Genomic DNA, 23,763 nt, shown 5'->3' on the forward strand with positions numbered 1-23,763 from the left:
ATTGCCTACGAAGCCTCGTTCAGGCGGTGGGCCGCGAAAAACGGCCCACGCGCAGGTTCATTGCCAGTTGCCGATGACGGTATCCGCGCCATTCGCGCCACGCGTCTCGCCGTTCTGCCCATAGCTGAAGATATCGACCTCGCCGTGCGTGCCCGGGTTCAGATATTGATACGGATGCCCCCACGGATCGTTCGGCAGACGCGCCAGATAGCCGCCTTCCTTCCAGTTGTTCGGGATCGGATCGTTCGCCGGCTTTTGCGCGAGTGCCTGCAAGCCTTGCTCTTGTGTCGGATAGCGGCCGTTGTCGAGCTTGTACAGATCGAGCGCCTGTTGCATGCTGCGGATGTCCTGCAGCGCCGCGACACGACGCGCTTCGTCGGGGCGGCTCATGATCTTCGGCACGATCAACGCGGCAAGAATGCCGAGGATGGCGATCACGACCATGATTTCGATCAGCGTAAAGCCACGCTGCCGCTGCGCGCGCGATACTGCGATGTTCGTACGCCGTTGAGTCCACACTTGCATAGTTCGCTACCTCGCTCTAAGAAGAATCTGTGAAGCGCATGACGCTTCGTTTAGGCCGGTGATTGTAATCGTCCGCACCGTCAGAATTGACGATGCAGCGCAAACCGTCGATTAATCCGTACAATGGCACGCATGAATACTCTGCAAATCCGCCTACTGTCGTTCGCGCTGTTCGCGGTTTTCTGCGCGACCCTCACTTACTGGATCGTGACTCTGACCGCGCGTCCGACACCTCCACCACAGCCAGCCGCCGCCGTGCAGCCAATGGCATCGATTGACGATGCCGCCACACTGTTCGGCGGCAAGCTCACACACGAAGTCAATCGCAGCATCAGGCTCATCGGCATCCTGGCACTGCGCGAAGGCGCCGCGGCCATCGTCGGTGTCGGCGACGAACCCGCGCATACCGTCTCGCTGGGCAGCAAGATCACGGACGGCGCCACGCTTGCCGAAGTACGCGCCCGCTCGATCGTCATCGATCACAACGGCGCGCATTCCGAAATCTTTCTGCCGACCAACCCTGGCGGCCCGACCATCTACGTACGCTGACGGGCCACCGCGTTATAGCTGTACAGCATGACCGAGTGACCGCCTTATCCGTTTAACCCGGCGGTCACTCGGTCACTGCACCATATTGTTCAGGTCGATGATCGGCAGCATCACGGCAAGCACGATCACGAGCACTATCCCACCCATCGCCAGAATCAACAGCGGCTCGAGCAAGCTCGTCAGAAACATCGTACGGCGCTCGAGCTCGCGTGCCTCGCCGTCGGCGGCGCGATCGAGCATCGTCGTCACGTCGCCCGTCGCTTCGCCCGAACGAATCAAATGCACGAGCACGGGCGGAAACGTCTTCGTGTTGCCGAGCGCGCGCGAGAGTGACGTGCCTTCGCGCACACGCACGATCGCATCGTCGACGTTGCCGCTCATCGCCCGGTTGTTCAGCGTTTCGCCCGCCGCCTGCAACGCGCGCAGGATCGGCACGCCGGCCGCCGTCAGAATCGCGAGCGTGCTCGCGAAGCGCACCGTGTTGTAGCCGCGCACGAGCTTGCCCGCGAGCGGCGCCGTCAGCAGCCATCGGTCGAAAGCGAGCCGCGGCCCCGCTTGCGCGAGGATCGTGCGGATGATGTAGACGATGAGGACCACACCGATCAGCATCGCCCACCACCATTGGCGCACGAAACCCGACAGCGCCATCATCATCACCGTCAGGAACGGCAGCTGCTGCTTCGTCCCCACGAACACGTTCACGACTTGCGGCACGACATAGCTGAGCAGGAACGTCACGATGCCGAGCGCGATCAGCGTAACGATGGCGGGATACGTGAACGCGAGCACGATCTTCTGCGAGAGCGCGTTGCGTTGCTCGATATAGTCGGCCAGCCGCGACAGCACGAGCCCGAGCTTGCCCGTGTGCTCGCCGGCTGCCACGAGCGCACGGTAGATGTCGGGAAAATCGCGCGGATGCTGCGAGAGCGCATTGGCCAGCGAATGGCCGCCGAGCACCTCGCCGCGAATCGCGGCGACGAGCTCGCGCACATAGTCGCGCTCGGCCTGATCGGTCAGTACGGCCAGCGATTCGTCAAGCGGCAGGCCGGCCGTCAGCAGGCTCGCGAGCTGCCGCGTCAGAATCGCCTGCTCGCGCGCCGACAGCTTGCGCCCCAATGCGAGGCGCCGGCTGCGTTCGCCGCGCGCCGCACTCGCAGCCGGTTCGACGACGAGTGGCGTCAGCCCCTGCGTGCGCAGCTGTCCGCGCGCCGCACGCGCGCTGTCGGCATCGAGCACGCCCTTCTGCGCGCGTCCCGCCGTATCGATCGCTTCGAAACGAAATGCCGGCATGCGCGTTACGCTCCGCCTGTGACGCGGATCACTTCCTCGAGCGAGGTCACGCCCGCCGCGAGCCAGCGCTCGGCGTCCTCACGCAGCGTGCGCATGCCTTGCGCCCGCCCGGTAGCGAGAATCTCGGCATCGGCCGCGTTGTGATGGATCATCGTGCGGATCGCGTCGTCGATGACGAGCAGCTCATAGACACCGCGCCGCCCCTGGTACCCCGAGCGCGCACACTTCTCGCAGCCGACCGGATGCCAGATCGGTCGACCTTCCTCGACGCGCTCTTCCTTGCACACGGGACACAAACGCCGCACGAGCCGCTGCGCGAGCACGCCGAGCAGCGACGAGGCGAGCAGATACGGCTCGACGCCCATGTCGGTCAAGCGCGTGACGGCCGAGGCCGCATCGTTCGTATGCAGCGTCGCGAGCACCAAGTGGCCCGTCAGCGACGCCTGCACGGCGATCTGCGCCGTTTCGAGGTCGCGGATTTCGCCGATCATGATGACGTCCGGGTCCTGCCGCAGAATCGAACGCAGCGCGCGGGCAAACGTCATGCCGATACGCTCGTTGACCTGCGTCTGGCCGATGCCGGCGAGATCGTATTCGATCGGATCCTCGACCGTCATGATGTTCGTCGTCGCCGCCTCGATCCGCGACAGCGACGCGTACAGCGTCGTCGTCTTGCCCGAGCCGGTCGGCCCTGTCACGAGCACGATGCCGTGCGGACGCGCGATCAGCTTGTCGAACTGCGCGAGCGTATCGGGACCCATGCCGAGCGCTTGGAGATTCAGATGCTGCGCGTCTTTCTCGAGCAAACGCAGCACCGCGCGCTCGCCGTGCCCCGTGGGCAGCGTCGAGACCCGCACGTCGACGGCCCGGCCGCCGACACGCAGCGTGATGCGCCCGTCCTGCGGCAGCCGCTTCTCGGCGATGTCGAGCTGCGCCATGATCTTGATCCGCGAGATCAGCGCGCCGTGCAGCGCCTTCTTGGGTCGCACGACATCGCGCAGCGTACCGTCGACGCGAAAGCGCACGACCGACGCATTTTCGAACGGCTCGATGTGAATGTCCGATGCATGCTCGCGCGCCGCTTGCGTGAGCAGCGCGTTGATCATGCGGATGATCGGCGCATCGTCTTCGGACTCGAGCAGATCCTCGACTTCGGGGATGTCCTGCATGAGTCGCGACAGATCGACTTCGCCCTCGACTTCGCCCACGACCTGCGCCGCGCTGCCGTCGTTGCGCGCGTAGGCCTGATTGATCGCTTGCGCGAGCTCGTCGGCCGGCAATCGAACGGCCGTCAGTACACCGAAGTTCCGTGCGACTTCAGCCAGCGCCGCATCGCTCGTGCGCTCGCTGATCCATACCTCGATGCCGTCGGGCCGCTGATGCGCGACGAGGATCTGACCGTTGCGCGCAAAGGCGTACGGCAACAGGCGCGCGGCAAGCGGCGAGGGCGCTTCGTGCTCGGCACCGGGCTGCGACGCAGGCGTACTCACGGACGCGCTCCTGCAGCCAGGTTGGCTTGCGGCGACGGCTGCGGGGCCGCCGATGCGCCAGGCGGCACGGTGGACGGCGTCGCGGGCGCATTGCCTGGCGTCTGGGTCGGGGTCGGGGTCTGGGCCGGCGCTTGAGCAGCAGCACGCTCGCGCGTCGTGCGCGTCAGGTCGAACAGATTCTGCGCCGGCACCGCGCCCTGGCTCGGCCCCGGCGGCGCCGGCGGCATCTCGGGCACGTCGTTATCCTTGATCAGGCGGTTGCCGGTCTCGTAGCCCTGCTGCTGAGCGCGCATATAGTCGTAGCGGCTCATCGTGATGGCCGCGCTGTCTTGCTGGTCGCGCACGATGACGGGCCGCAGGAACACCATCAGGTTGTCCTTCGTGCGCGTCTTGTTTTCCGAACGGAAAAGCTGGCCGAGCCACGGAATGTCGCCGAGCAGCGGCACTTTCTGCACGCTCGTCGTGTAGTTGTCGCTCATCAGGCCGCCCAGCACGATGATTTCGCCATCGTCGGCGAGCACCGTCGACTGGATCGAGCGCTTGTCCAGTACGTAGCCGCCGGTGTTGACGTTGTTGGTGCTGGTCGGATCGATCGTGGACTGCTCGGTGTAAAGCTGCATCTTGAGCAGGCCGCCCTCGGTGATCTGCGGCTTGACGTGCAGCACCGTGCCGATGTCCTGGCGATCGAAGGTATTGAGCACCGACGTGGTGTTGTTCGTCGTGGCGCTCAGGGTCCCGATCGAGCCTTGGGGTATGGGAATGTTCTGGCCGACCATGATCTTGGCTTCCTCGTTGTCGAGGGTGATCAGGTTCGGTGTCGACAACACGTTCGCCTCGCTCGAGGTCGCCAGCGCCTGCAGCAAGCCGCCGAGCCCGAAGATGTTGCCGAACCGGTGCAGCAGGCCCACGTTCAGACCACTGCTGAGCAGGTTGGTGCCCAAGGTTGTCAGCGCGGCGGTCGGATTCTGCGCAACGATCGCGCCGGTGCCGGTCAGCCCGACGATGCTCTGCGTGCCGGTGTTGTTGCTGAAATTCGATCCGCCATACACGCCGTTATTGTGATCTTGCGAAAGCAGCGCGCCTTGCCACTGGATCCCGAGATTCGCGCCCGTATTGGCCGACAGCTCGACGATCAGCGCTTCGATGTAGACCTGCGCACGGCGCGCATCGAGCTGATCGATGACCGCGCGCAGGTTGCGGTAGACCGGATCGGATGCCGTAATGATCAGCGAGTTCGTGGCCGCGTCGGCCTGGATCATGCCGCCGGGCGGATTCTCTTCCCCGGCCCCGCCTTGCTTTTCGCCAAGGAAGCCCTGAGTACCGATGCCGGCACCGCCGGTGCCGCCCATCGAGCCGCCGCTGCTGCCGCCGAGCGAGCCGCCGTACGAAGACGGTAGCGGCGGGGTGCCCGGCGCGCCCGTCGACGAAGACAAGCCGCCGCCTGACGTGCCTTGGCTGAACGAGCTGGCCGTATTCGATTCGGCGCTCGCGCCCGTACTCTCGCCACCACCCTTGCCCATCATGCCGCGCAGCGTCTTGGCGAGCTGCACCGCGTTCGCGTTGCGCAAGTGTACGACGTGCATGTTGCCCGGCACGCCGCTCGGCGCATCGAGTTGCTGCGCGAGCTTCTTCGCTTGCGCCAGACGTGCCTTGTTCGTGGCACGGATCAGCAGCGCATTGGTACGCGGATCGGCGTTGACCGACACCTTCAGTGTGGCGTCGGTACTGCCGACCGCACCGGGGTCGAGCAACTTGCTCAGTTGCTGCGCGACGTCGATCGCATTCGCATTTTTCAATTGAACGACTTCGACCTGCTGGCCGGCCGCGTTGTCGATACCGGCGATGATCGATCCGATACGGCGCACATTGTCCGCGTAGTCGGTCACGACGAGCGTGTTGTTGGCCGGATAGGCCGCGATCGTATTGTTCGGTGAGATCAGGGGGCGCAGTACCGGCAGGAGGTTGTTCGCCGATTCGTTGTGCAGCTCGAAGACCTGCGTGATCACCTGATCGCCGCGCGCCGGCGTCGTGTTGCCCACGTAGGTCGGCACGCCTTGCAGTTTCGCGTCGGCTTCGGGCACGACCTTGAGCACGCCGTGGTCCTCCACGAGCGAGAAGCCTTGCATGCGCAGCGCCGCTTGCAGCGTCTTGAGCGCCTGGTCCTCGGGCACCGGATTTTCCGAAACGAGGTTGAGCTGGCCCTTGACGCGCGGGTCGACGATGATCGTTTTGCCGGTTGCCGCGCCAATCGCTTTGGCCACCTGATCGATATCGGCGTTGACGAAATTGAGCGTCACTGCCGCATAGGCAACCTGGGCAGTCACGAGTCCGGCAACCAGCAGTGAGGTTGCGATGCGGCGCAATGCCATACGATTTCTTGTCATGGATATGAGTTCAATGCAATGCGAAGGTGCCAGCTCCGGGCGGTCCTGCTTCGCAGCCGTTTGCGCGCCTGCCCCTCGCGCCGACGTCCGCCCGCCGTTTTAAAAGTCGAACAGTAGCAGTTTTTTGTGTCTCGTTAATAACGAGGAGTCGAGCTTAGCTTCGTTTTTTGAACAGAATATTCCTAAACATCAGACGAGCTGCCGCATTTCCGGCGACAATCGCTTACGCCTGCTGGATTGCAGTTTGTCCGCGGACGGCAGCCTTATGTCCGTCGGCCTGCTTTGCCGGACCGACGGCACCCGGTATCATACGGGCGTTATTTTCAGATCGACTCGATTAGCAAGCTCGGGTTTTCCCGGGATTGTTGGCCTCAAACACGAGCGATCGTAGTACGCAACCGAACCTTGCGAGGCGATTTAATCAGACCGCATTGACCGAAGGACGTTCAAGCGATGAGACGGACACTTCTGATTCTTACCGCAGGACTTGCCGCGTGGCTCGCGAGTGCACCCGCGCGCGCCGATTGCTTCGACGAAGCCGCGCAATACCAAAAGGTCAATCCGCTGATTCTGCGCGCGATCGCATGGCAAGAATCGCACAATCGGCCCGACGCCAAGCACAAGAACGCGAACGGTTCGGTCGACTACGGGCTTATGCAAATCAACTCGATCCATTTGCCCACGCTCGCACAATACGGCATCTCGAGCAATACGCTGATGGAGCCGTGCAAGAGCGTCTATATCGCCGCATGGCATCTGCGCCAGAAGATGAACAAGTACGGCAATACGTGGCAAGCGGTCGGCGCCTACCATTCCGAAACGCCTTCGCTGCGCGATCACTATGCGCGCCAGATCGTCGACATTCTCACGCAATGGAAGCTTTTGCAGGCGCAGCAGTAATCGGTCGCACCTGATTGCACGGGCGAGCGGGCGGCGTTTGGTGCACAATGCTCGGTGCGCGCGCCGCGCCGCTTTTGCGCGTACGGCGCTGCTTTTCTCACCATTCGACGCCCTACTGCAATGAACCAGCCGCCATTGCCCGTCACCGTGCTCTCCGGTTTTCTCGGCGCGGGCAAGACCACGCTCCTGAACCATATTCTCGCGAACCGCGCAGGCCTGCGCGTGGCCGTGATCGTCAACGATCTGGCCGCCGTCAACATCGATGTCTCGCTCGTGCGCGATGCCGCCGAGCTGTCACACGTCGAGGAACGGCTGGTCGAGATGTCGAACGGCTGCATCTGTTGCACGTTGCGCGACGATCTGCTCACCGAAATCCGCCGTCTGGCCGATGAAAACCGTTTCGACGCGATCCTCATCGAGTCGACGGGCATCGCCGAACCGATGCCGATCGCCGAGACTTTCACGTTCACCGACGACGACGGTGTCTCGCTGGCCGACGTCGCGCGGCTCGACACGATGGTCACCGTCGTCGACGCCTACAACTTCCTGCGCGACTACGCCTCTGCGCAGGCGCTGTCCGAACGCGGTATCGCCGCGAGCGATGAAGACGACCGTACGCTCGTCGAGTTGCTGATCGAACAGATCGAGTTCTGCGACGTACTCGTCGTCAACAAGGCCGATCTCGTCGATGCCGATGCGCTCGAGCGTCTGCAACGCATCCTCGCCCGGCTCAATCCGCGTGCAGTTCAGATCGTCAGCCGCTTCGGCGACGTGCCGCTTCACGAAGTGCTCGACACGAATCGCTTCGATTTCGAAGCGGCCGAAAGCGCACCGGGCTGGCTCGCGTCGCTCGAGCACGAACATGAGCACGAACACGGTCATGAAAGCGAGGCCGACCGCTACGGCATCGGCAACTTCGTTTACCGCGCGCGCAAGCCGTTTCACCCCGAACGTCTATGGGCGCTGCTGCACGAGGAGTGGCAAGGGGTGTTGCGCAGCAAAGGCTTTTTCTGGCTCGCGACGCGCCATGATGTCGTCGGCTCGCTGTCGCAGGCCGGCGGCGCCTGCCGTCACGGTCCGGCTGGGTTCTGGTGGGCGGCGCAACCGCGCAGCGAATGGCCCCAAGACGATGAGCTGGCGGTCGAAATCGCCGCAGACTGGTATGGCGCCCCCGACGACGCGACGATCGGCGACCGACGCCAGGAACTCGTGATGATCGGCGTCGGGCTCGATCCCGCGCTGTGGCGGGCCAAGCTCGATGCATGTCTGCTAACCGACGAAGAGTACGCGCTGGGCCCGGCAGGCTGGACCGGCTTGCCCGATCCTTTCCCCACCTGGGATCTCGACGAACACGAACACGAGGACGACCACGGCGGCCACGGCGACGGCCAGATCGTCCACTGAACGAAGATCGGCGCTCGGTGAGGCCTGCAGGCTTGCATCGCAGGCACACTCGAGCACCGCACCCGCCCAACAAAAAAGCAAAATATATGGGCGAAAAAAAACCCGCCGGAGGCGGGTGTCGACAAAGCGCAGCCGTTAGGGCTTAGCGCTTGTTGACGGCATCCTTGAACGCCTTGCCTGCCGTGAACTTGACGGTCTTGGCAGCCGGAATCTTGATGGTTTCGCCCGTCTTCGGGTTACGGCCGGTGCGCGCTGCGCGCTTGCCCGAGCCGAAGCTGCCGAAGCCGATCAGCTGAACCGCGTCACCCTTCGACACTGCCTTCTTGATCACTTCGAGCAGGGTGTCCAGCGTTTCGCCGGTTTGAGCCTTGCTAGCGCCCGTCTGACCTGCGACGGCGTCGATCAGTTCCTGTTTGTTCATTAACGTTCCTCTTTATCAATTGAAGTGACACTGACAGCGCAAAACGCGCCGATTATACGTACGCAAGCTGTGCCGTCGAGAAGCTGTGGCGAAGCGTGCGCCCCAGGTGCCACGCGATACCCCCGACGCGACGACCTTTCGGCGCTTGCTATGATAGCTCAGCGCAAACCCAATAACGGCAAGGCTTTCAAAGAATTTAGCCCTTCTTTGCCTTGTCGGGACTGGGTTTCCACGCATTGTCTTACTCGCGAGCCCCGGCTGCCAAGCGCGGAGCAGCGTCGCGACGATGCTCCGTTGGATTTTGCCAACGCTTGGAAACGCCCGCCCCAAGGGGCTTTGCGGCCGATTTCCGATTGGCGCTGGACGGCGCCGGTCGGGCCTTGTCGGCTCCCGATTGTCCGCTTTCGATTCGTTTTCGCTTCGCATGATCGCTCCGCTTCAGCCCGCCACGCTTGCCTTTCGCGACGACGGCACACCGTTTTCCCCCGCTTACGACGACGTCTATCACAGCGCCGCCGGGGCGTTTGCTCAGGCGCGCCACGTCTTTATCGAAGGTAACGCGCTGCTTGCCCGATGGCGGGACCATCGCCAATTCACGATCCTCGAGACGGGTTTCGGCCTTGGCGGCAACTTCCTCGCGACCTGGGCCGCATGGCGCGAAGACGTGTCGCGCTGCGAGCGGCTGCACTTCGTGTCGATCGAAAAACATCCGTTTCACGCGCAGGACTTACGCGTCCTGTATGAGCGAATCGTTGCAGATGCAACGATTGCGCCGCTTGCCGCGCAATTGGCCGATGCCTGGCCAATGCTCGTGCCGGGCCTGCATCGTCTCGAGTTCGAAAACGGGCGCGTCGTGCTGACGATCGCGTTCGGCGATGCACTCGAGCTGCTGCCGAAGCTATGGCTGCGCGCCGATGCCTTCTATCTGGACGGATTTTCGCCGGCGAAGAATCCCGATCTGTGGTCCGAGCCCGTCTTCAAGGCGCTCGCGCGCGTGGCCGGCGACGACGCGACGCTCGCCACCTACACCTGCGCGGGACACATCCGGCGCGGCCTCGAAGCGACGGGCTTCGTCTGCACGAAAACCGAAGGCTTCGCAGGCAAGCGCACCATGTTGACCGGCCACTTCGCGCCGCGCTGGCGCGTACGTCGACACGAACCGCCGTTGCCACAGCCCGTTGCCGACAAGCATGCAATCGTGATTGGCGCCGGCATGGCCGGTTGCGCGCTGATCGAGCGGCTCGCCGCGCGTGGCTGGCGCATCAGCGTGATCGAACGCCACACGGCATTCGCGCGTGAAGCATCGGGCAATCCGGCCGGCGTCTTTCATCCCTTGCTCTCGCGCGACGACAGTGTCGCTTCGCGCATCACACGCGCCGGCTTCCTCTATGCCCTCGGACGCTGGGGAGCGCTCGAACAAGCCGGGCTCGGCTTCGCGCGCACGCGCTCGGGTCTGCTGCATCTGGCCGAAAGCGACGACGAAGCGCATGCGCTCACCGAGGCGATCGCGACGTTCGGCTATCCGCCCGAGTACGCGCGAGGCGTATCGGCCGCAGACGCCCAAGCGCTGGCGCAAACGGCGCTCATGCGCGGCGGGTGGTTCTATCCGCTAGGCGGCGCGCTCGATCCCGCCTTGCTTTGCACAGCCTTGTGCACGATGGCCGGCGAGCGCTTGACCTGGCACTTCGGCCGTCAAGCCGCGCGGCTCGCGCGTCACAGCGATACATGGGAAGTGTTCGACGAAGCCGGCGAGCCGATTGCGCGTGCTCCGGTCGTGATCTTCGCGAACGCGCGCGATGCCGCCCGCGTGGCAGGTCTCACGCACGCGCCGACCCGTATCGTGCGCGGCCAGCTCACACGCTTGCCGGCACAAGTGGCACCGCACCTGGCCGTGCCACTGATCGGCGACGGCTATGCGGTGCCGCTCGGCGAAAACACGGGACTCCTGACCGGCGCCACTTACGAAGTCGACGATGACGATCGGAGCGAACGCGCCGCCGGCCATGCTGAAAACCTCGCGCGGCTGGCGGTCATGCTGCCCGCGGCGCGCGAGACGCTGGCCAGCGTCGATTCAGCCTCGCTCTCCGGCCGCGTCGCATTTCGCTGCGTGACGAGCGACCGTCTACCGATGATCGGCTCACTGGCCGACGAAGCGGCTTGCGCGCGCGATGCTGCTGCGCTGCGCGGTGCTTGGCCGCTCGATCTGCCGCGCGCGGAGGGACTGTACGGCGCATTCGCTTTCGGCTCGCGCGGGCTCGTGTGGTCTTCGTTGGGCGCAGAGCTCGTCGCGGCCCAGATCGAAGGGGAGCCCTGGCCGCTCGAGCGCGATCTGGCCGAGAGCCTCGACCCTGCGCGCTACCTGCTGCGCTCATTGCGCCAAGGGCAGGCCGGATAACGAAGCCGACAGCCGATAGATAGTCGGCCAGGGCCCCCTGTAGAGTTATTCACTCGAACCTGTGGATAACGCCTTGATCGGCGCGTGAAATTCTTGTGTAACCGATGTGGACGTAAACGGGACAAGTGGTGGTTGTCAAAGAACGGCCCAAAAGTTATTCCGGGAAACGGATGCGCACCGCACACGGTTAACAGAGGGTTATGCGTTCGCCAAGTCTCTGAAGTCATTCGGTAAACGGCGGTTATGCACAGAAAAGGCATGGCCTTGTTAACTTCTACTACGTATACATATAAGTAAACCTGTAAACCGAAGGGAAGCGAGGGTCTGGAGGTGCTGCGGCACAGCGGCAATGTGCGCCACGTCGAGTCGTGAGCTTCCTCGCATCAGATGCTTCGTCTGATCTAAAACAAAGGCATCCGTCGGACATTTTTTCCTTTTTCTGCGAAGTTGCCATTCATTTCTACCGAAAAAGAGGCAAATCAATGAAGATTCGTTCGACAGTCAGGCCAGCTGTGGCACAATCTGCGTTCTTCCTGCACAAGTTGCACGTCGGCGCTTCGCAAAACCGCACTTCCGACGGAACGGCGAGAGCCGAATCGGAATCTCAAACCGGAGCGGCATCGTCCGCTTTCACTCATCCCGCCGCAGGCGCGCGATGCTCGTCGACGAACGCTCGAGCGCCCACTTGAAAACGGCACATTGATCGTCGCCTTCCCGGCCGCTTGCCGGCCGACGGCATCCTTCATCGCTTAGCCGGGCGCGGCAGCGCCGCACCTAGCCGGCAAGCACGCACGCCTGGCATGCCTGCGCTGGCACCCAACCCTCGCGCGGGCTGTTCGCAAAGGAGCAGCAATCTCATGAAATCGGCGTTTTCCTTTCTTCCAAGCTGGCCGTTCGCCATGAACGCGGTCTTCTGGGCCGGACTCGCCTTGTTCGCCGCCGGTCTGTTCGGTGAACTGTGCTATCGAGCCTGGCGCTTACCGCGTATTTCGGGCTATGCCGTGATCGGCGTGGTCTTGGGTACCGGCGGCCTCGGGGCCATCGATGCGAGCATGGGCGGCACGTCGCGCCTGTTGCTCGACGTCGCACTGGGGCTGTTGCTGTTCGAGCTCGGCAGCCGGCTCGATCTGCGCTGGGTTCGGCGCAACCCGTGGCTGATCGCGTCCAGCCTCGCCGAAGCGACGCTCACGTTCATCTTCGTGCTCGTGGTGCTGCTGCTCGCCCATGTGCCCGGGCCGGTCGCCACCGTGCTCGCGGCCATTTCGATGTCGACTTCGCCAGCGATGGTCATTCAGCTCAAAACGGAGCTGCGCGCGGAAGGACAAGTCACGCAGCGTCTGCTGACATTGACCGCGTTGAACAGCATGTATGCGGTCGTCGTCGAAAAGATCGTCTCGGGCTGGGTGCATCAGACCGTGTACGGCAACGTTTTCGCGACGATTCTTCAGCCGCTGTACCTGCTCGCCGGCTCGCTCGTCGTCGCCTATGCGCTCGCGCGTGCCTGCACGTTCTTCTATCGCCGCGTCAACATGCAGGACGAACACTCGTTCGTCACGCTGTTCGGTCTCGTGCTGCTCGCAATCGCGATCGCTCACATCTTCAAGCTGTCGACGATCCTCAGTCTGCTGGCGGCCGGCATCATCGTGAAGAATCTCGAAGAGAAGCCGCAGTTATGGCCGGAGCACTTCGGCACGGCGGGATGGCTGCTGACCGTGATTCTGTTCGTGCTTACGCTGACGTCCTTCGAGTGGCACGACGTCGCGCTCGGCGGCGCCGCGGCGCTCGGTCTCATCGTCGCGCGCTTTCTGGCCAAGCTCGCGGGCGTCCTTGCATTCGCCAAGCCGAGCGGTCTAGGCTGGAAGCAGGGCGTCGCGCTCGGTTTCTCGCTGGCGCCGATGTCGGCCCTCGCGTATCTGCTCGTCGACGACACCTATCAGCTCTACCCGCAATTCGATCCGTCCTTGCGCGCCGTCGTGATGTGTTCGATCGTCGTTCTGCAATTGATCGGACCGTGGCTCGTGTACCGCAGTCTCACGCTGGTCGGCGAACGTCGCCAGTAACGCATCGCTCGCTCACGCACTCGAACGCATCTCAGGAAAGGTCATGGCACTCGAACCCTTCATCAATTCCCAACCGTTCACGTTCGGCGTCGAACTCGAAATTCAGGTCGTCAACACGCACGACTACGACCTGACGAAAGCGGCCTCAGACCTCATGCGGCTCGTCAAAGACCAGAAAATTCCGGGCAACATCACGCCCGAAATCACGGAAAGCATGATCGAGCTGTCGACGGGCATCTGCACGTCGCACGAAGAAGCCCTGTCGCAGCTACGCGCCATTCGTGACACGCTCGTGTCGGCGGCCGATCACCTCAACGTCGGACTGTGCGGCGGCGGCACGCATGCTTTTCAGCAGTGGAGCGAGCGGCAGATCTTCGACTCGCCTCGCTTTCAATACCTTTCGGAGCTCTACGGGTATCTCGCCAAGCAGTTCACGGTGTTCGGCCAGCACGTGCATATCGGCTGCCCCGATCCCGACAGCGCGCTGTTCCTGCTGCACGCGATGTCGCGTTTCATTCCGCATTTCATCGCGTTGTCGGCTTCGTCGCCGTTCGTCCAAGGGGTCGACACCGGGTTTCACTCGGCGCGCCTCAATTCGGTGTTCGCGTTTCCGCTGTCGGGACGCGCCCCGTTCGTGCTGACCTGGGACGGTTTCGAGGAGTACTTCTCGAAGATGGTGGCGACGGGCGTCGTCAACAGCATGAAGGATTTTTACTGGGACATCCGGCCCAAGCCCGGCTTCGGCACGATCGAAGTGCGCGTGATGGACACGCCGCTATCGGTCGATCGCGCAGCGGCCATCGCGTGCTACATCCAGACGCTTGCTCGCCATCTGCTCGTCGACAAACCGTTGATGCCGAAGGAAGACGACTATCTCGTCTACACATTCAACCGTTTCGAAGCATGCCGTTTCGGTTTGGGCGGAACCTGCATCAATCCTCAGACCGGTGAGCGACACACGATTTTCGAGGACATCCTCGAAACGCTCGATGTGATTGCACCGCATGCCGACGAACTCGGTTCGCGGGCGGCTTTGGCCGAGATCGGCGCGATCGCGCGCGAGCAAATGAACGATGCGACTTGGCTACGCGGCGTGTTCGACAAAGAGAAGTCGCTGCATGAAGCCGTACGTCAGCAATGCGTGCAGTGGCGCAGCCTTTAGGTTTTTTACTGTTTACACGTATACAAACATAGTAGTAGTTAACAATTGGCCCCCTCGGCTGTGGAAAACGTCAGATTTCTCTGCTGCGTCAAGGGCATGCGTAAACGATAACCGCGTGGGTCGACGGTGCGCAGCGCGTGCATGGAAAGGACAACTCGTCGCGCATCGTTTTTGTCGTCAGCGTTATCAAAAATTGCCGCACAATCATCTTGCGTAGTTATACAGGGGTTATCCACAGCGTTTTCCAAATAACTTAGCTGTACGATTCTCCGCTCTCGCTTAAAATGGCGCGTCTGTCGCGTCGGGTCATACGGACAACTTCGCTTTCGGGGTATAAGGCGGGGTTGGTGGTGAGCGAAGTCGACTCGTCAGACAAACACGACTTAAGCCTATCGAGCGGAGCGCTTTGAAATAGTAAAATCGGCCCGCTCAACGAAGGGGCAAGTCATCCCACGGCGGCTGCCGGCGCGTCGCGAGGCATAGGACGTGCGGGCAACCGAATCAGCAGCGGCATGCTGTCAATGCGAAATAGCGAAGAAAGACTATGAGCGAAGGTGTATACGGAGAGCAGGCGACCGGGCGCGTGACCCACAGCCTGCTACGGTTAAGCACGGCGATGCGCAGCCAGGCGTGGGAGTGGGCGGAAAGTGCGGGGCTGACGCCGACTCAAGGTGAGATTCTCGTCTTGCTCATGCAGCGTAAGTCCCCGATGCGGCTTGGCGAAATCGCGCGCGAGACGGCATTGACGGCCGCTACGACGAGCGATGCGGTCAGCACGCTCGAGGCGAAGGGCCTCGTCGAAAAGCGCCGCGCGCTCGACGACGGCCGCGCACTGGCGGTGCGGCTCACGGCACGCGGTCGTACCGCGGCCAAGCGCGCACTGCAATGGCCCGACTTCCTGACTGAAGCAATCGGCACGTTGCGTGACGAAGAGCAGGCTGTGTTCTATCGCATGCTGCTCAAGATGATTCGCCAACTGCAGGTGCAGGGCGATATCCCGGCGCACCGCATGTGTGTGACGTGTACGCACTTCGAGCCGAGCAAGAACCCGAAGAAGACGCCGCATTACTGCAACGCGTTGAAGCTGTCGTTCGGCGATGCCGAACTGCGTCTCGATTGCTCGCTGCACGAGGAAGGCGACCTGACGACGCAGAAGAAGACCTGGAAGATCTTCGCGCAACAGGGCTGAAGCCCGTTTGGGACGTTTGAGCGCGCATCGCACGGATTGCGCGAATGCCTCTCGTTTTTGCAGTCTTCGCATGACGCAAGCGAATCCGGATTCGTCGTTTGCCGTCGCTGAAGGCCCTGTTCCCGCTCATCCTTGAGGATCAGCATCGATGAATCGCGAAGTGCTCGCTATCCGTCATGTGCATTTCGAGGACCTCGGTAGTCTCGAGCAGGTGCTCGGCGAGCGGGCCTGCCCCGTGCGCTACCTCGACGTCGGCCTTGGTCGACTCGATGCGCCGAACCCGGAAGGGCCCGCGCTCGTCGTCGTACTGGGCGGGCCGATCGGCGCGACGGACGATGCGGCTTATCCGACGTTGAAGCCGCTCGTCGCGTTTCTCGAAAAGCGCATTGCGGCCGGACTGCCGACGCTTGGCATCTGTCTTGGCGCACAGCTGATTGCGCGTGTGCTCGGCGCACGCGTTTATTCAGCAGGCCGTAAGGAAATCGGCTGGGCTCCGCTCACGTTGACCGAGGCAGGCCGCGCCTCGCCGGTCAGGCATCTCGATGGCGCGCATACGTCGATGCTGCATTGGCATGGCGATACGTTCGACTTGCCTGTCGATGCCGTACGGCTTGCTTCGACGCCGGTTTGCGAGAACCAGGCATTTTCGTGGGGGGCCCACGTGATGGGCTTTCAGTGCCACCCTGAGATTCGTGGCGAGCGGTTCGAGCGCTGGCTCATCGGTCATGCACACGAGATCGTTGCCGAGGGGCTCGATGCGGAGCAGTTGCGGGCCGATACCGTGCGTTTTGCGCCGGCGCTCGAGACGCAAGCCCGCAGCGTGTTCGCGCAATGGCTCGATACGCTCCCGACCACATGCTCATAACAGCGGCGCGACGTACGATTTCGTTCGGACAACGTTGAAACCGGACATCGTCCGCGTGTACGATTTCGTTCTGTGACACGTTAGGTCACAGTCGACGCGGCGCCCACACGGGCGCCGCGTTTTCTATCCCGCGATCGAAAACGGAAAACGCGCGTACGCGCGGCGAACGTTCAGCGCCTGAGGCGGCAAGAAAGTTTTTCAGAGGATTCGTCGATGAGTTCACGCAAGTTGGTCGTGCGTCGTTCCGGTGTGCATGGCAAGGGCGTGTTTGCCGTTGCGCCGATCAAGGCCGGCGAGCGTTTGCTGGAATACCGGGGCGAGCGGATTTCGTGGAAGGAGGCGTTGCGGCGTCATCCGCACAATCCTGATGATCCGAATCACACGTTCTATTTCGCGCTCGAGGACGGCCGCGTCATCGACGGTAAAGTGAACGGCAACAGTGCTCGCTGGATCAACCATTCATGCGCGCCGAACTGCGAGGCCGAGGAAGTGGAGGGGCGCGTGTTCATTCATGCGCTGCGCGACATTTCCACGGAAGAGGAGCTCTTTTACGACTACGGGCTCGTCATCGACGCACGCTACACGAAGAAGCTGAAAGAGGAATATGCGTGCCGCTGTGGTGCGCGCAAGTGCCGCGGCACGATGCTCGCGCCCAAACGCAACGGCAAGGCGGCGAGCTAATCTCGCGGCAAGCGTCTTGCCGCGGTTTCTCGGGTTGTCAGAGGTCTAGCGGTACGCGCCGCGTAGGCTTGTCGAGGCGATCGCGAGCGGGTTCGGCTGGTTGCGCGTCGGGCGCATCCGAGGTGCGCGCGGCGAGCGGCAGCCGCAGGATGAAGCGCGCGCCGCCACCGACGGCGTCTGCGTACTGCACGCTGCCACTGTGCAGCACCATGATGTCGTGCACGATCGCCAGGCCGAGGCCCGCTCCGCCGTCCACGTCGCCGCTCACCGATGTTTGCCGGTCGCCGCGGAAAAAGCGCTTGAAGAGATCCGCTTGCAGTGCGACCGGTACGCCCGCACCGTTATCCTCCACGACGATTTCGGCGAGCGCGATCCCGCTTTCCGTCCTCGTCTTCGACACGCTGACAGTCACGCGAGCGCTTTCCGCACAGGCGGAGGGCGCGTACTTCAATGCGTTGTCGAGCAAGTTGGCGATGACTTCACGCAGGAGTACCGCGTTGCCGCGCGCGATCAGAGGACTGTCGTTGGCCGGATCGTCGAGGCGCTGAAAGCCCAGATCGACATGCGCGGCCAATGCGCGCGGCACCCACTCGGCCCCCGTTTCGAACGCTAGCGCGGCGATGTCGATGTCGGTAAAACGCGCCGCCTGCGTACCCGGCTCCGCACGAGCGAGCGAGAGCAACTGATTCGACAGGCGAACCGCGCGATCGGCTGCCGCGCGCAGCTCGTGCACGGCAGCCAGCGTCTGCGCCGCATCGCGCGCACAGGCGGCCTGTTCGGCGTGCAGCTTGACGGCCGTCAGCGGGGTGCGCAGCTGATGAGCGGCATCGGCGATGAACTTGCGCTGTGCGTCGACGGCCGTCTTGAGGCGCTCGAGCAGCGCATTGAGCGCGCTCGTGAGCGGACGGATCTCGATCGGCACGTAGGTTTCGTCGACGGGCTCGAGCGATGTGTGTGTCTGTCGGTTCAGGGAATCGGCGAGCGCCGTGAGCGGATTGAGCTGCTGATTGACGACGCGCCAGACGATACCCCACCCGGCAAGCAGCAAGAGCAGCAACGGCATCATGATCGCGACGAGGAATTCGGCCGCGATGCGGTATCGGTGCCGCAGCGGCTGCGCGACTTCGACGATCATCGGATTGCCGCGCGGCTGAGTCACGCGCACCTGGGCGACGCGCACGTGCATGTCGCGATGGAGGGTCTCGAAGATATAGGCGAAGCGCATGTGCCGCACGCCTGTGCCGAACAGCGGCAGCTTCGGGTCGCCTGCGATTTCATGCTCGCCGTCGCTGATGCGATAAATGAGGTGCTCGGTCGGATCCGAGAACATCGCTTGCGCAAGCGGTGGCACGGTGACGGGCGCATTGGGGCCGGCGATCTGTATCTGCTTCGAGATGGCGGTGGCCAGATCGGCGAGCGAGCGGTCGATGACGTGCTGCGTGTACTGCCACGCGAGCCAATAGGCGATGAGCCCGCTCATCAGGGCGAGCAACGACAGCGGAGCGGCAAGCCGCCGCAGAAGCGAACGGCGTAGGCTGGTCGCGCTAGCGTGGGGCATGTTCAATCAGAACAAAGTGAAAAACGCGAAGCGCGGGAGCGTTCGCGCAACAAGCCGGCGTAGGCCCGCCGGCTTGTGCTGACCAAGCGCCTGTCGTTAGGACGACTGGCGGATTTCCTGCAACAGATAACCGAAGCCGCGCACCGTGACGATTTCGACGCGGCAGTTCTCGAGTTTCTTGCGCACGCGGTGCACGTAGACCTCGATGGCGGTATCGCCGAGATCGCCGCCGAAATGCGTCAGGTGATCCTGCAATTGGGCTTTGCTGACGACGCGGCCGTGGCGCAGCAGCAGCATTTCGAGGACCGCGAACTCACGCGGCGACAGCTCGAGCGCCTTGTCTTCGTTGAAGATGCGGCGATCGACGCCGGACAGACGCACGCCGCCCAACGATACTTCGGGGCGCGGCATGTCGCTATGCGGACCGCTGCGGCGCATGACCGCGCGGATGCGCGCTTCGAGTTCGGCGGGCTCGAACGGCTTGAGCATGTAGTCGTCGGCGCCGGCGTTCAGGCCTTGCACGCGATCATTGAGTTCGTCGCGTGCCGTCAGCACGATCACCGGCGTGTGACGGTTGCTCTGGCGAAAGCGCGAGAGCAACGTCATGCCGTCGATGCCGGGCAAGCCGAGGTCGAGGATCACGAGCTCGTGGCGGTTTTGCGTGAGGGCCTGCTCGGCGAAGATGCCGTCGTGCACCATGTCGACGGTGAAACCGGCTTGTTCGAGGCTGCTTTGAATGCCGCGCGCGATGGGGCGGTCGTCTTCAATCAGAAGGAGTCGCATGGAATTCGCTCAAGTACAATGGGTTACGCATTTCTAGCACGCCGCACGGCAGCCGGCACACGATTCGCCCTGCCGGCACGCGATTCGCCGGTGCCCCGTCGCCACACGGCAGGCGGGCAGTCACAAGAAAAACTCCGGCAGGTAGCCATCCAGGCAATCACGAAACCATGTCCGAGATCACGATCAACGAACTAGAAGCCGCGATCAACTTCTGGCGCAGCCGCTCACCTTCGAGCGGCGACGAGCTTAGCTTGTGCAAAGAGGCGAGCGCGCTCTCCAAGCCGTATGCGCTGATGATTGTACAGCGTCGGACGACTCTGCCGTCGGACGGGCTCGAGCCCGGCGCGCGCGCTGCATGGGAAGCGTACGTGCGTGAGAAGAGCGGCGGCAACGGGCAGGCTTGATCGGCATGCTTTCCGGCTTGGCGCCGGTCAGCCGCGCTGCATCGCTTTCGCCACCTCGTCGATGAAGCGTGCGAGCGCAATGTCGCGCTCGGTGACGCCGTTCGCGTCGTGCGTCGTCAACGTGATTTCGACGGTGTGATAGACGTTGAACCACTCGGGATGGTGATTCATCTCTTGTGCCTTGATCGCGATGCGCGTCATGAAGCCGAACGCCTCATTGAAATCGGCGAACTTCAAATGGCGGAAGATCGCATCGCGGCCCGTGACGGCTTGCCAGCCATGCAGTTGAGCGAGTTGTGTCGTGCGTTCTTCGGAAGTCAGTTTATGGATCATCGTGTCACCTCTGTTGGCCGCAGGGGGCAGCGCCGCCGCGCCATGAGCGCAGGCGGCGCGAAGCCGTTTGGCCAATTCTTCCACAGATGGCGACGCACCGCTCCAGGACTCGCATTAAGCATCAGATGTCGCCGTCGGCGAGCCATCCTTCACGCGTGCCGCGCGTGACGACGATGTCGAGGTCGAGCACGTCGCCGGCCGCGAAGGCGGGCGCACCGGTCAGTTTCTCGACGAGCGGCGCGAACTCGAGCCGCGCGACGTCGAACAGCTGCTCGAAGTCGTCGATGACGAAGTACGTCTTCTGGAACGTGTCGATGCGATAGCGCGTACGCATCACGCGTTCGAGATCGAAGCCGATGCGGTTCGGCGCCGCGCTTTGCTGACTGTACAGCGTCTCGCCTTTGCTCGAGACGATGCCCGCGCCGTAGATGCGCACGCCGTTCGCGCTTGCCGCATCGCGAATCAGCCCGAACTCCACCGTGTACCAGTACAGCCGGGCGAACAGCGCCACGGCATCGGCGTCGCCAGCCGCGAACGCGAGCGCGGCGCGGCCGTAGGCGTGCATGTAGTCGGCGAAATGCGGATTGATCAGCAGCGGCACATGACCGAACAGATCATGGAAACAGTCGGGCTCCTGCAGGTAGTCGAGCTGGTCGGGGCGGCGCATCCACCAGGTGACCGGAAAGCGCCGGTTCGCAAGGTGCTCGAAGAACACGCCTTCGGGCACGAGGCCCGGCACCGCGACGATCTCCCAGCCCGTCGCGGGCCGCAACTGACGGTTGATCGCTTCGAACGACGGCACGCGGTTGGCCGGCAACTCCAGAAGCGCGAGACCGTCGAGAAATTCATTGCAGACGCGGCCTTTGAGCAGCGCGGCCTGGCGCGCGAACAGCTGGCTCCAGACCGCGTGATCGACTTCGCCATAGTGCGACAGCGGTTGATCGATCGTGAAATCGGGGCGCGTGGTCAAGCCTGCGTCGAACTGTTCTTTCAGTTTGGCGGTGGAGGCAGGGGACATGATCGGGTTCTTGCAATCGAGGTGGGATTGAATGCAAGTGTAGAGCGGCTTCGATGCGTGAAGGGCGCATAGTTGGCTTTTTATGATAGTTGTATGCGACAATCACGCATCAAAATGAATTTTGACGCGAGAAATAATCATGCTTGAACTCGATCACTTCGATTTGGCCTTGCTGGAGGTGCTACAGCGCTTCGGGCGAGCCACGCATCAGCAGCTCGGCGAGCGTGTGCCATTGTCGCCGTCGCAGATCGGGCGGCGCTTGCAGCGGCTGGAGGCAGCGGGCGTCGTCGACGGCTATCGCGTCGTGCTGCGGCCCGAAAAGCTCGGGCTCGGCGTGACGGCATTCACGAGCCTGAAGCTCAAGCATCACGGCGATTCGATCGTCGAGCAGTTTCAGCAGCAGATCGACGTGCTGCCCGAGGTGCTCGAATGTCATGCGGTGGTGGGCGACGCCGATTACCTGTTGCGCATCGTCGCGCCCGATCTGAACGCGCTGTCGTCGTTCGTGATGAAGAAGCTCATGCGTGTGCCCGGGGTCGACAGCGTGCGCTCGAACATCGTGCTCACGACGTTCAAGCGCAACGGGCCGCTGCCGCTCGGGCATCTGGCGCCGGGCACGGGCCCGGCGTAACGCGTTGACTTACGCCGCTTGCTGGGCCGGCGCCGCGGCGGCGTTGAGCAGATCGACATACGCCACGGCCACGAGATCGGCTTGCTGCACACCGAGTTTAGCGAGCAGCGTGTGGGCTTCGGCTGTGCCATCGGCTTCGTCTTCGCCGGCTTCGAGCACGACTTCGAGCTCGACGAAATCGCCCAGACCGTCGACACGGTCCAGATGGACGCGCGTGCGGCCAACGAAATAGACCTGTCGCTCCTTGGTGACGATGCCGCGCGTCGTCAGCGCCGTCGCGAGCAGCGCGTGCATCGCTTCGGGATTCGTCACGGGGCTACGCGTGTAGTACGAGGCCTTCGGGCCGTCCCGGTCGTCGCGCTGATAGAAGATCAACTCGGCCGGTGTGCCGTCGTCGAACTGGCGCAGCTTCAGGCGTCCGCGCGGGACGTCGTAGAAGAAATCCTGCTGGCGAAAGATCAGCGGTGCGTCGGTGGAGAGCACCGCGGCCCGTTCGCGTAGTTCGTCGAGTGCGCGGGCGCGGGCTTTGATTTCGATGTTGCGTGCCATGTCGGGCTCCTGTCGTGAGCGTGAACGGGTAAGACGGGAACGGGATGGCCGCTCGATGCGCATCGCGTCGATGCGTCGAGATATCGAGCAGCCGCGGGGGACGGCGAGGAAATGCGAAAAACGAAAGAGACAGCGCGGCGCGCGCCGCTATGGCTAATCTAACAAAAAGCGCGGTTCCTTGGGGCCAGGTGCGTCAAATCGTCCATTGCGACTCGATCAGCTTGAAGGCCGCCGCAATCGCCGGCTCATCCAACCGGGCTGTCAGTGCTACGAACGTGAGCTCGGTGGGCACCGTGATGCCCTCGACGATCGTCAGCGCATGCGCGTGCGCCTCGGCGATCGCCGTGGCATCGCGCACCAGCGTCAGACCGACACCCGATTTCACGAGATCGAGCATCGACGTCTCCTGATCGACTTCGGCCACCTTGACGGGTGTCGCGCCGGCGTCGGCGAAGCGCCGCGACAGCAGCCGATGATGCGCGGAGGCCGGCGGCGTCCAGATCCACGGCAGCGCAGCCAGCGAACGCCAGTCGCGCGCGCGGCTGACGCGATCCTTCCAGCCGGCCGGCGCGAGCACGCGGTATTGAAAGTGCGTGAGCGTCGCCGCATGGAAAAGGCCTTCCGGCATGCCTTCATCGAGCGGCTGCCCGATGTAGTAGCCCACGTCGAGTTCTTGCGCGCGGATTTGCTCGACGACCCAGCCCGACATGCCGTGCCGCAGTGCCGGTTCGATCTGCGGGTAGGTTTCGACGAGCTGTTTGAGGAACCCGCCGAGCCGCAGGAATTGGGGGTCGAGAATCGTGCCGATGCGCAGCCGCCCGCGTACCTCTTGACGCAACGCCGCGGCGGCCCGCTCGACATCGCCGGCCGCCGCAAGTGCACGCTCGGCGTGCGGTAGCAGCGCCTGGCCGTCGCGCGTCAGCACCAGCCCATGCGACGTGCGCGTGAACAGCGCAACGCCGAGCGTCTCCTGCAGGTTTTTCAGTTGCAGGCTGACGGCCGGCTGAGTCAGATGCAGTTGCGCGCTGGCGCGCGTCAGATTTCCCACGCGCGCGACCGCGACGAACGCGCGGAGCAGAGTCAGGTCCATACCCGCGATATTAGCGCCGCTTATAAAGCAGTTGAGCATAACTCATTGGATTTCGTGCCAGATGCCCGGGTACGCTTACCGG

At 63.2% G+C, this 23,763-nt stretch carries 22 protein-coding genes; 11 read left to right on the forward strand and 11 right to left on the reverse strand.

Annotated elements, in window-relative coordinates; translation table 11 throughout:
* Positions 1–57: 57 nt before the first annotated feature.
* Positions 58–525: a type II secretion system major pseudopilin GspG gene (gspG, locus tag D7S89_RS19240; protein ID WP_121279982.1), complete on the reverse strand. Its 468-nt coding sequence runs from the start codon at positions 523–525 to the stop codon at positions 58–60.
* A 132-nt stretch (positions 526–657) separates the two neighbouring features.
* Between gspG and D7S89_RS19245 the strand changes: the two genes are divergently transcribed.
* The gene (locus D7S89_RS19245) at positions 658–1,074 is read left to right on the forward strand and encodes a type II secretion system protein N (protein ID WP_121280344.1); all 417 of its coding nucleotides are present in this window, start codon (positions 658–660) and stop codon (positions 1,072–1,074) included.
* A 72-nt stretch (positions 1,075–1,146) separates the two neighbouring features.
* On the opposite strand, the gene gspF is transcribed toward D7S89_RS19245, so the two are convergent.
* From gspF to gspD, 3 genes are read right to left on the reverse strand one after another with little or no spacing between them, the layout of a single operon-like run.
* Positions 1,147–2,364 (reverse strand): type II secretion system inner membrane protein GspF, encoded by a 1,218-nt coding sequence (gene gspF / locus D7S89_RS19250; protein WP_121279984.1) that lies wholly within the window; start codon positions 2,362–2,364, stop codon positions 1,147–1,149.
* Between the two features lie 5 nt (positions 2,365–2,369).
* Complete coding sequence (gspE, locus tag D7S89_RS19255) at positions 2,370–3,854, reverse strand: type II secretion system ATPase GspE (protein WP_121279986.1); 1,485 nt, start codon at positions 3,852–3,854, stop codon at positions 2,370–2,372.
* Complete coding sequence (gene gspD / locus D7S89_RS19260; RefSeq protein ID WP_121279988.1) at positions 3,851–6,238, reverse strand: type II secretion system secretin GspD; 2,388 nt, start codon at positions 6,236–6,238, stop codon at positions 3,851–3,853. Before gspD ends, gspE begins: the two co-directional genes overlap by 4 nt.
* A gap of 453 nt (positions 6,239–6,691) precedes the next feature.
* On the opposite strand from gspD, the gene D7S89_RS19265 reads away from it, so the two are divergent.
* Together D7S89_RS19265 and D7S89_RS19270 are read left to right on the forward strand one after the other, a co-directional pair.
* Positions 6,692–7,138, forward strand: coding sequence for a lytic transglycosylase domain-containing protein (locus D7S89_RS19265; RefSeq protein WP_121279990.1), 447 nt, complete (start codon positions 6,692–6,694; stop codon positions 7,136–7,138).
* Between the two features lie 120 nt (positions 7,139–7,258).
* Positions 7,259–8,542: a GTP-binding protein gene (locus D7S89_RS19270; protein ID WP_121279992.1), complete on the forward strand. Its 1,284-nt coding sequence runs from the start codon at positions 7,259–7,261 to the stop codon at positions 8,540–8,542.
* A 142-nt stretch (positions 8,543–8,684) separates the two neighbouring features.
* On the opposite strand, the gene D7S89_RS19275 is transcribed toward D7S89_RS19270, so the two are convergent.
* Positions 8,685–8,963 carry an HU family DNA-binding protein gene (locus tag D7S89_RS19275; protein ID WP_074262967.1) on the reverse strand — a complete coding sequence of 93 codons (279 nt, stop codon included), beginning with the start codon at positions 8,961–8,963 and terminating at the stop codon, positions 8,685–8,687.
* A gap of 424 nt (positions 8,964–9,387) precedes the next feature.
* Between D7S89_RS19275 and mnmC the strand changes: the two genes are divergently transcribed.
* The 6 genes from mnmC (at position 9,388) to D7S89_RS19305 (ending at position 17,315) form a co-directional block, all read left to right on the forward strand.
* Positions 9,388–11,358 (forward strand): bifunctional tRNA (5-methylaminomethyl-2-thiouridine)(34)-methyltransferase MnmC2/FAD-dependent 5-carboxymethylaminomethyl-2-thiouridine(34) oxidoreductase MnmC1, encoded by a 1,971-nt coding sequence (gene mnmC / locus D7S89_RS19280; RefSeq protein ID WP_121279994.1) that lies wholly within the window; start codon positions 9,388–9,390, stop codon positions 11,356–11,358.
* A gap of 857 nt (positions 11,359–12,215) precedes the next feature.
* Positions 12,216–13,418, forward strand: coding sequence for a cation:proton antiporter (locus D7S89_RS19285; RefSeq protein WP_121279996.1), 1,203 nt, complete (start codon positions 12,216–12,218; stop codon positions 13,416–13,418).
* 43 nt (positions 13,419–13,461) lie between these two features.
* Entirely contained in the window at positions 13,462–14,580 is a 1,119-nt protein-coding gene (locus D7S89_RS19290; RefSeq protein WP_121279998.1) for a YbdK family carboxylate-amine ligase, read from the forward strand.
* 544 nt (positions 14,581–15,124) lie between these two features.
* Positions 15,125–15,769, forward strand: a complete 645-nt coding sequence (locus tag D7S89_RS19295; protein ID WP_121280000.1) for a MarR family winged helix-turn-helix transcriptional regulator — start codon at positions 15,125–15,127, stop codon at positions 15,767–15,769.
* 148 nt (positions 15,770–15,917) lie between these two features.
* The gene (locus tag D7S89_RS19300) at positions 15,918–16,634 is read left to right on the forward strand and encodes a glutamine amidotransferase (RefSeq protein ID WP_121280002.1); all 717 of its coding nucleotides are present in this window, start codon (positions 15,918–15,920) and stop codon (positions 16,632–16,634) included.
* A 213-nt stretch (positions 16,635–16,847) separates the two neighbouring features.
* On the forward strand, positions 16,848–17,315 hold the full coding sequence (locus D7S89_RS19305) for an SET domain-containing protein (RefSeq protein ID WP_121280004.1): 468 nt from the start codon (positions 16,848–16,850) through the stop codon (positions 17,313–17,315).
* A gap of 37 nt (positions 17,316–17,352) precedes the next feature.
* Here D7S89_RS19305 and D7S89_RS19310 read toward each other — a convergent pair whose 3' ends face one another.
* Complete coding sequence (locus tag D7S89_RS19310) at positions 17,353–18,873, reverse strand: sensor histidine kinase (protein ID WP_121280006.1); 1,521 nt, start codon at positions 18,871–18,873, stop codon at positions 17,353–17,355.
* A 96-nt stretch (positions 18,874–18,969) separates the two neighbouring features.
* The gene (locus tag D7S89_RS19315) at positions 18,970–19,656 is read right to left on the reverse strand and encodes a response regulator transcription factor (protein WP_121280008.1); all 687 of its coding nucleotides are present in this window, start codon (positions 19,654–19,656) and stop codon (positions 18,970–18,972) included.
* Positions 19,657–19,823: 167 nt separating this feature from the next.
* On the opposite strand from D7S89_RS19315, the gene D7S89_RS19320 reads away from it, so the two are divergent.
* A complete protein-coding gene (locus D7S89_RS19320) occupies positions 19,824–20,060 on the forward strand; it encodes a DUF3717 domain-containing protein (protein ID WP_121280010.1) in 237 nt (78 codons plus the stop codon).
* 27 nt (positions 20,061–20,087) lie between these two features.
* Here D7S89_RS19320 and D7S89_RS19325 read toward each other — a convergent pair whose 3' ends face one another.
* A complete protein-coding gene (locus D7S89_RS19325; protein ID WP_121280346.1) occupies positions 20,088–20,393 on the reverse strand; it encodes a 4a-hydroxytetrahydrobiopterin dehydratase in 306 nt (101 codons plus the stop codon).
* Positions 20,394–20,514: 121 nt separating this feature from the next.
* Positions 20,515–21,411, reverse strand: a complete 897-nt coding sequence (gene phhA / locus D7S89_RS19330; RefSeq protein ID WP_220702183.1) for a phenylalanine 4-monooxygenase — start codon at positions 21,409–21,411, stop codon at positions 20,515–20,517.
* A gap of 139 nt (positions 21,412–21,550) precedes the next feature.
* Here phhA and D7S89_RS19335 point away from each other — a divergent pair, with 139 nt between their 5' ends.
* Positions 21,551–22,042, forward strand: coding sequence for an Lrp/AsnC family transcriptional regulator (locus D7S89_RS19335; RefSeq protein WP_121280013.1), 492 nt, complete (start codon positions 21,551–21,553; stop codon positions 22,040–22,042).
* A 9-nt stretch (positions 22,043–22,051) separates the two neighbouring features.
* Here D7S89_RS19335 and D7S89_RS19340 read toward each other — a convergent pair whose 3' ends face one another.
* Both D7S89_RS19340 and D7S89_RS19345 read right to left on the reverse strand, forming a co-directional pair.
* On the reverse strand, positions 22,052–22,591 hold the full coding sequence (locus D7S89_RS19340) for a class IV adenylate cyclase (RefSeq protein ID WP_121280016.1): 540 nt from the start codon (positions 22,589–22,591) through the stop codon (positions 22,052–22,054).
* A gap of 193 nt (positions 22,592–22,784) precedes the next feature.
* On the reverse strand, positions 22,785–23,681 hold the full coding sequence (locus tag D7S89_RS19345; protein WP_121280019.1) for a LysR family transcriptional regulator: 897 nt from the start codon (positions 23,679–23,681) through the stop codon (positions 22,785–22,787).
* Between the last annotated feature and the right edge of the window lie 82 nt (positions 23,682–23,763).

This window comes from Trinickia fusca (genome assembly GCF_003628145.1).
GTDB lineage: Bacteria > Pseudomonadota > Gammaproteobacteria > Burkholderiales > Burkholderiaceae > Trinickia > Trinickia fusca.

Excerpts from the sequence above, each read along its gene's own strand:
- gspG (WP_121279982.1), bottom strand. The coding sequence starts at position 525 with ATGCAAGTGTGGACTCAACGGCGTACGAACATCGCAGTATCGCGCGCG.
- D7S89_RS19245 (WP_121280344.1), top strand. The coding sequence starts at position 658 with ATGAATACTCTGCAAATCCGCCTACTGTCGTTCGCGCTGTTCGCGGTT.
- gspF (WP_121279984.1), bottom strand. The coding sequence starts at position 2,364 with ATGCCGGCATTTCGTTTCGAAGCGATCGATACGGCGGGACGCGCGCAG.
- gspD (WP_121279988.1), bottom strand. The coding sequence starts at position 6,238 with ATGACAAGAAATCGTATGGCATTGCGCCGCATCGCAACCTCACTGCTG.
- D7S89_RS19265 (WP_121279990.1), top strand. The coding sequence starts at position 6,692 with ATGAGACGGACACTTCTGATTCTTACCGCAGGACTTGCCGCGTGGCTC.
- D7S89_RS19270 (WP_121279992.1), top strand. The coding sequence starts at position 7,259 with ATGAACCAGCCGCCATTGCCCGTCACCGTGCTCTCCGGTTTTCTCGGC.
- D7S89_RS19275 (WP_074262967.1), bottom strand. The coding sequence starts at position 8,963 with ATGAACAAACAGGAACTGATCGACGCCGTCGCAGGTCAGACGGGCGCT.
- mnmC (WP_121279994.1), top strand. The coding sequence starts at position 9,388 with ATGATCGCTCCGCTTCAGCCCGCCACGCTTGCCTTTCGCGACGACGGC.
- D7S89_RS19285 (WP_121279996.1), top strand. The coding sequence starts at position 12,216 with ATGAAATCGGCGTTTTCCTTTCTTCCAAGCTGGCCGTTCGCCATGAAC.
- D7S89_RS19290 (WP_121279998.1), top strand. The coding sequence starts at position 13,462 with ATGGCACTCGAACCCTTCATCAATTCCCAACCGTTCACGTTCGGCGTC.
- D7S89_RS19295 (WP_121280000.1), top strand. The coding sequence starts at position 15,125 with ATGAGCGAAGGTGTATACGGAGAGCAGGCGACCGGGCGCGTGACCCAC.
- D7S89_RS19300 (WP_121280002.1), top strand. The coding sequence starts at position 15,918 with ATGAATCGCGAAGTGCTCGCTATCCGTCATGTGCATTTCGAGGACCTC.
- D7S89_RS19305 (WP_121280004.1), top strand. The coding sequence starts at position 16,848 with ATGAGTTCACGCAAGTTGGTCGTGCGTCGTTCCGGTGTGCATGGCAAG.
- D7S89_RS19310 (WP_121280006.1), bottom strand. The coding sequence starts at position 18,873 with ATGCCCCACGCTAGCGCGACCAGCCTACGCCGTTCGCTTCTGCGGCGG.
- D7S89_RS19315 (WP_121280008.1), bottom strand. The coding sequence starts at position 19,656 with ATGCGACTCCTTCTGATTGAAGACGACCGCCCCATCGCGCGCGGCATT.
- D7S89_RS19320 (WP_121280010.1), top strand. The coding sequence starts at position 19,824 with ATGTCCGAGATCACGATCAACGAACTAGAAGCCGCGATCAACTTCTGG.
- D7S89_RS19325 (WP_121280346.1), bottom strand. The coding sequence starts at position 20,393 with ATGATCCATAAACTGACTTCCGAAGAACGCACGACACAACTCGCTCAA.
- phhA (WP_220702183.1), bottom strand. The coding sequence starts at position 21,411 with ATGTCCCCTGCCTCCACCGCCAAACTGAAAGAACAGTTCGACGCAGGC.
- D7S89_RS19335 (WP_121280013.1), top strand. The coding sequence starts at position 21,551 with ATGCTTGAACTCGATCACTTCGATTTGGCCTTGCTGGAGGTGCTACAG.
- D7S89_RS19340 (WP_121280016.1), bottom strand. The coding sequence starts at position 22,591 with ATGGCACGCAACATCGAAATCAAAGCCCGCGCCCGCGCACTCGACGAA.
- D7S89_RS19345 (WP_121280019.1), bottom strand. The coding sequence starts at position 23,681 with ATGGACCTGACTCTGCTCCGCGCGTTCGTCGCGGTCGCGCGCGTGGGA.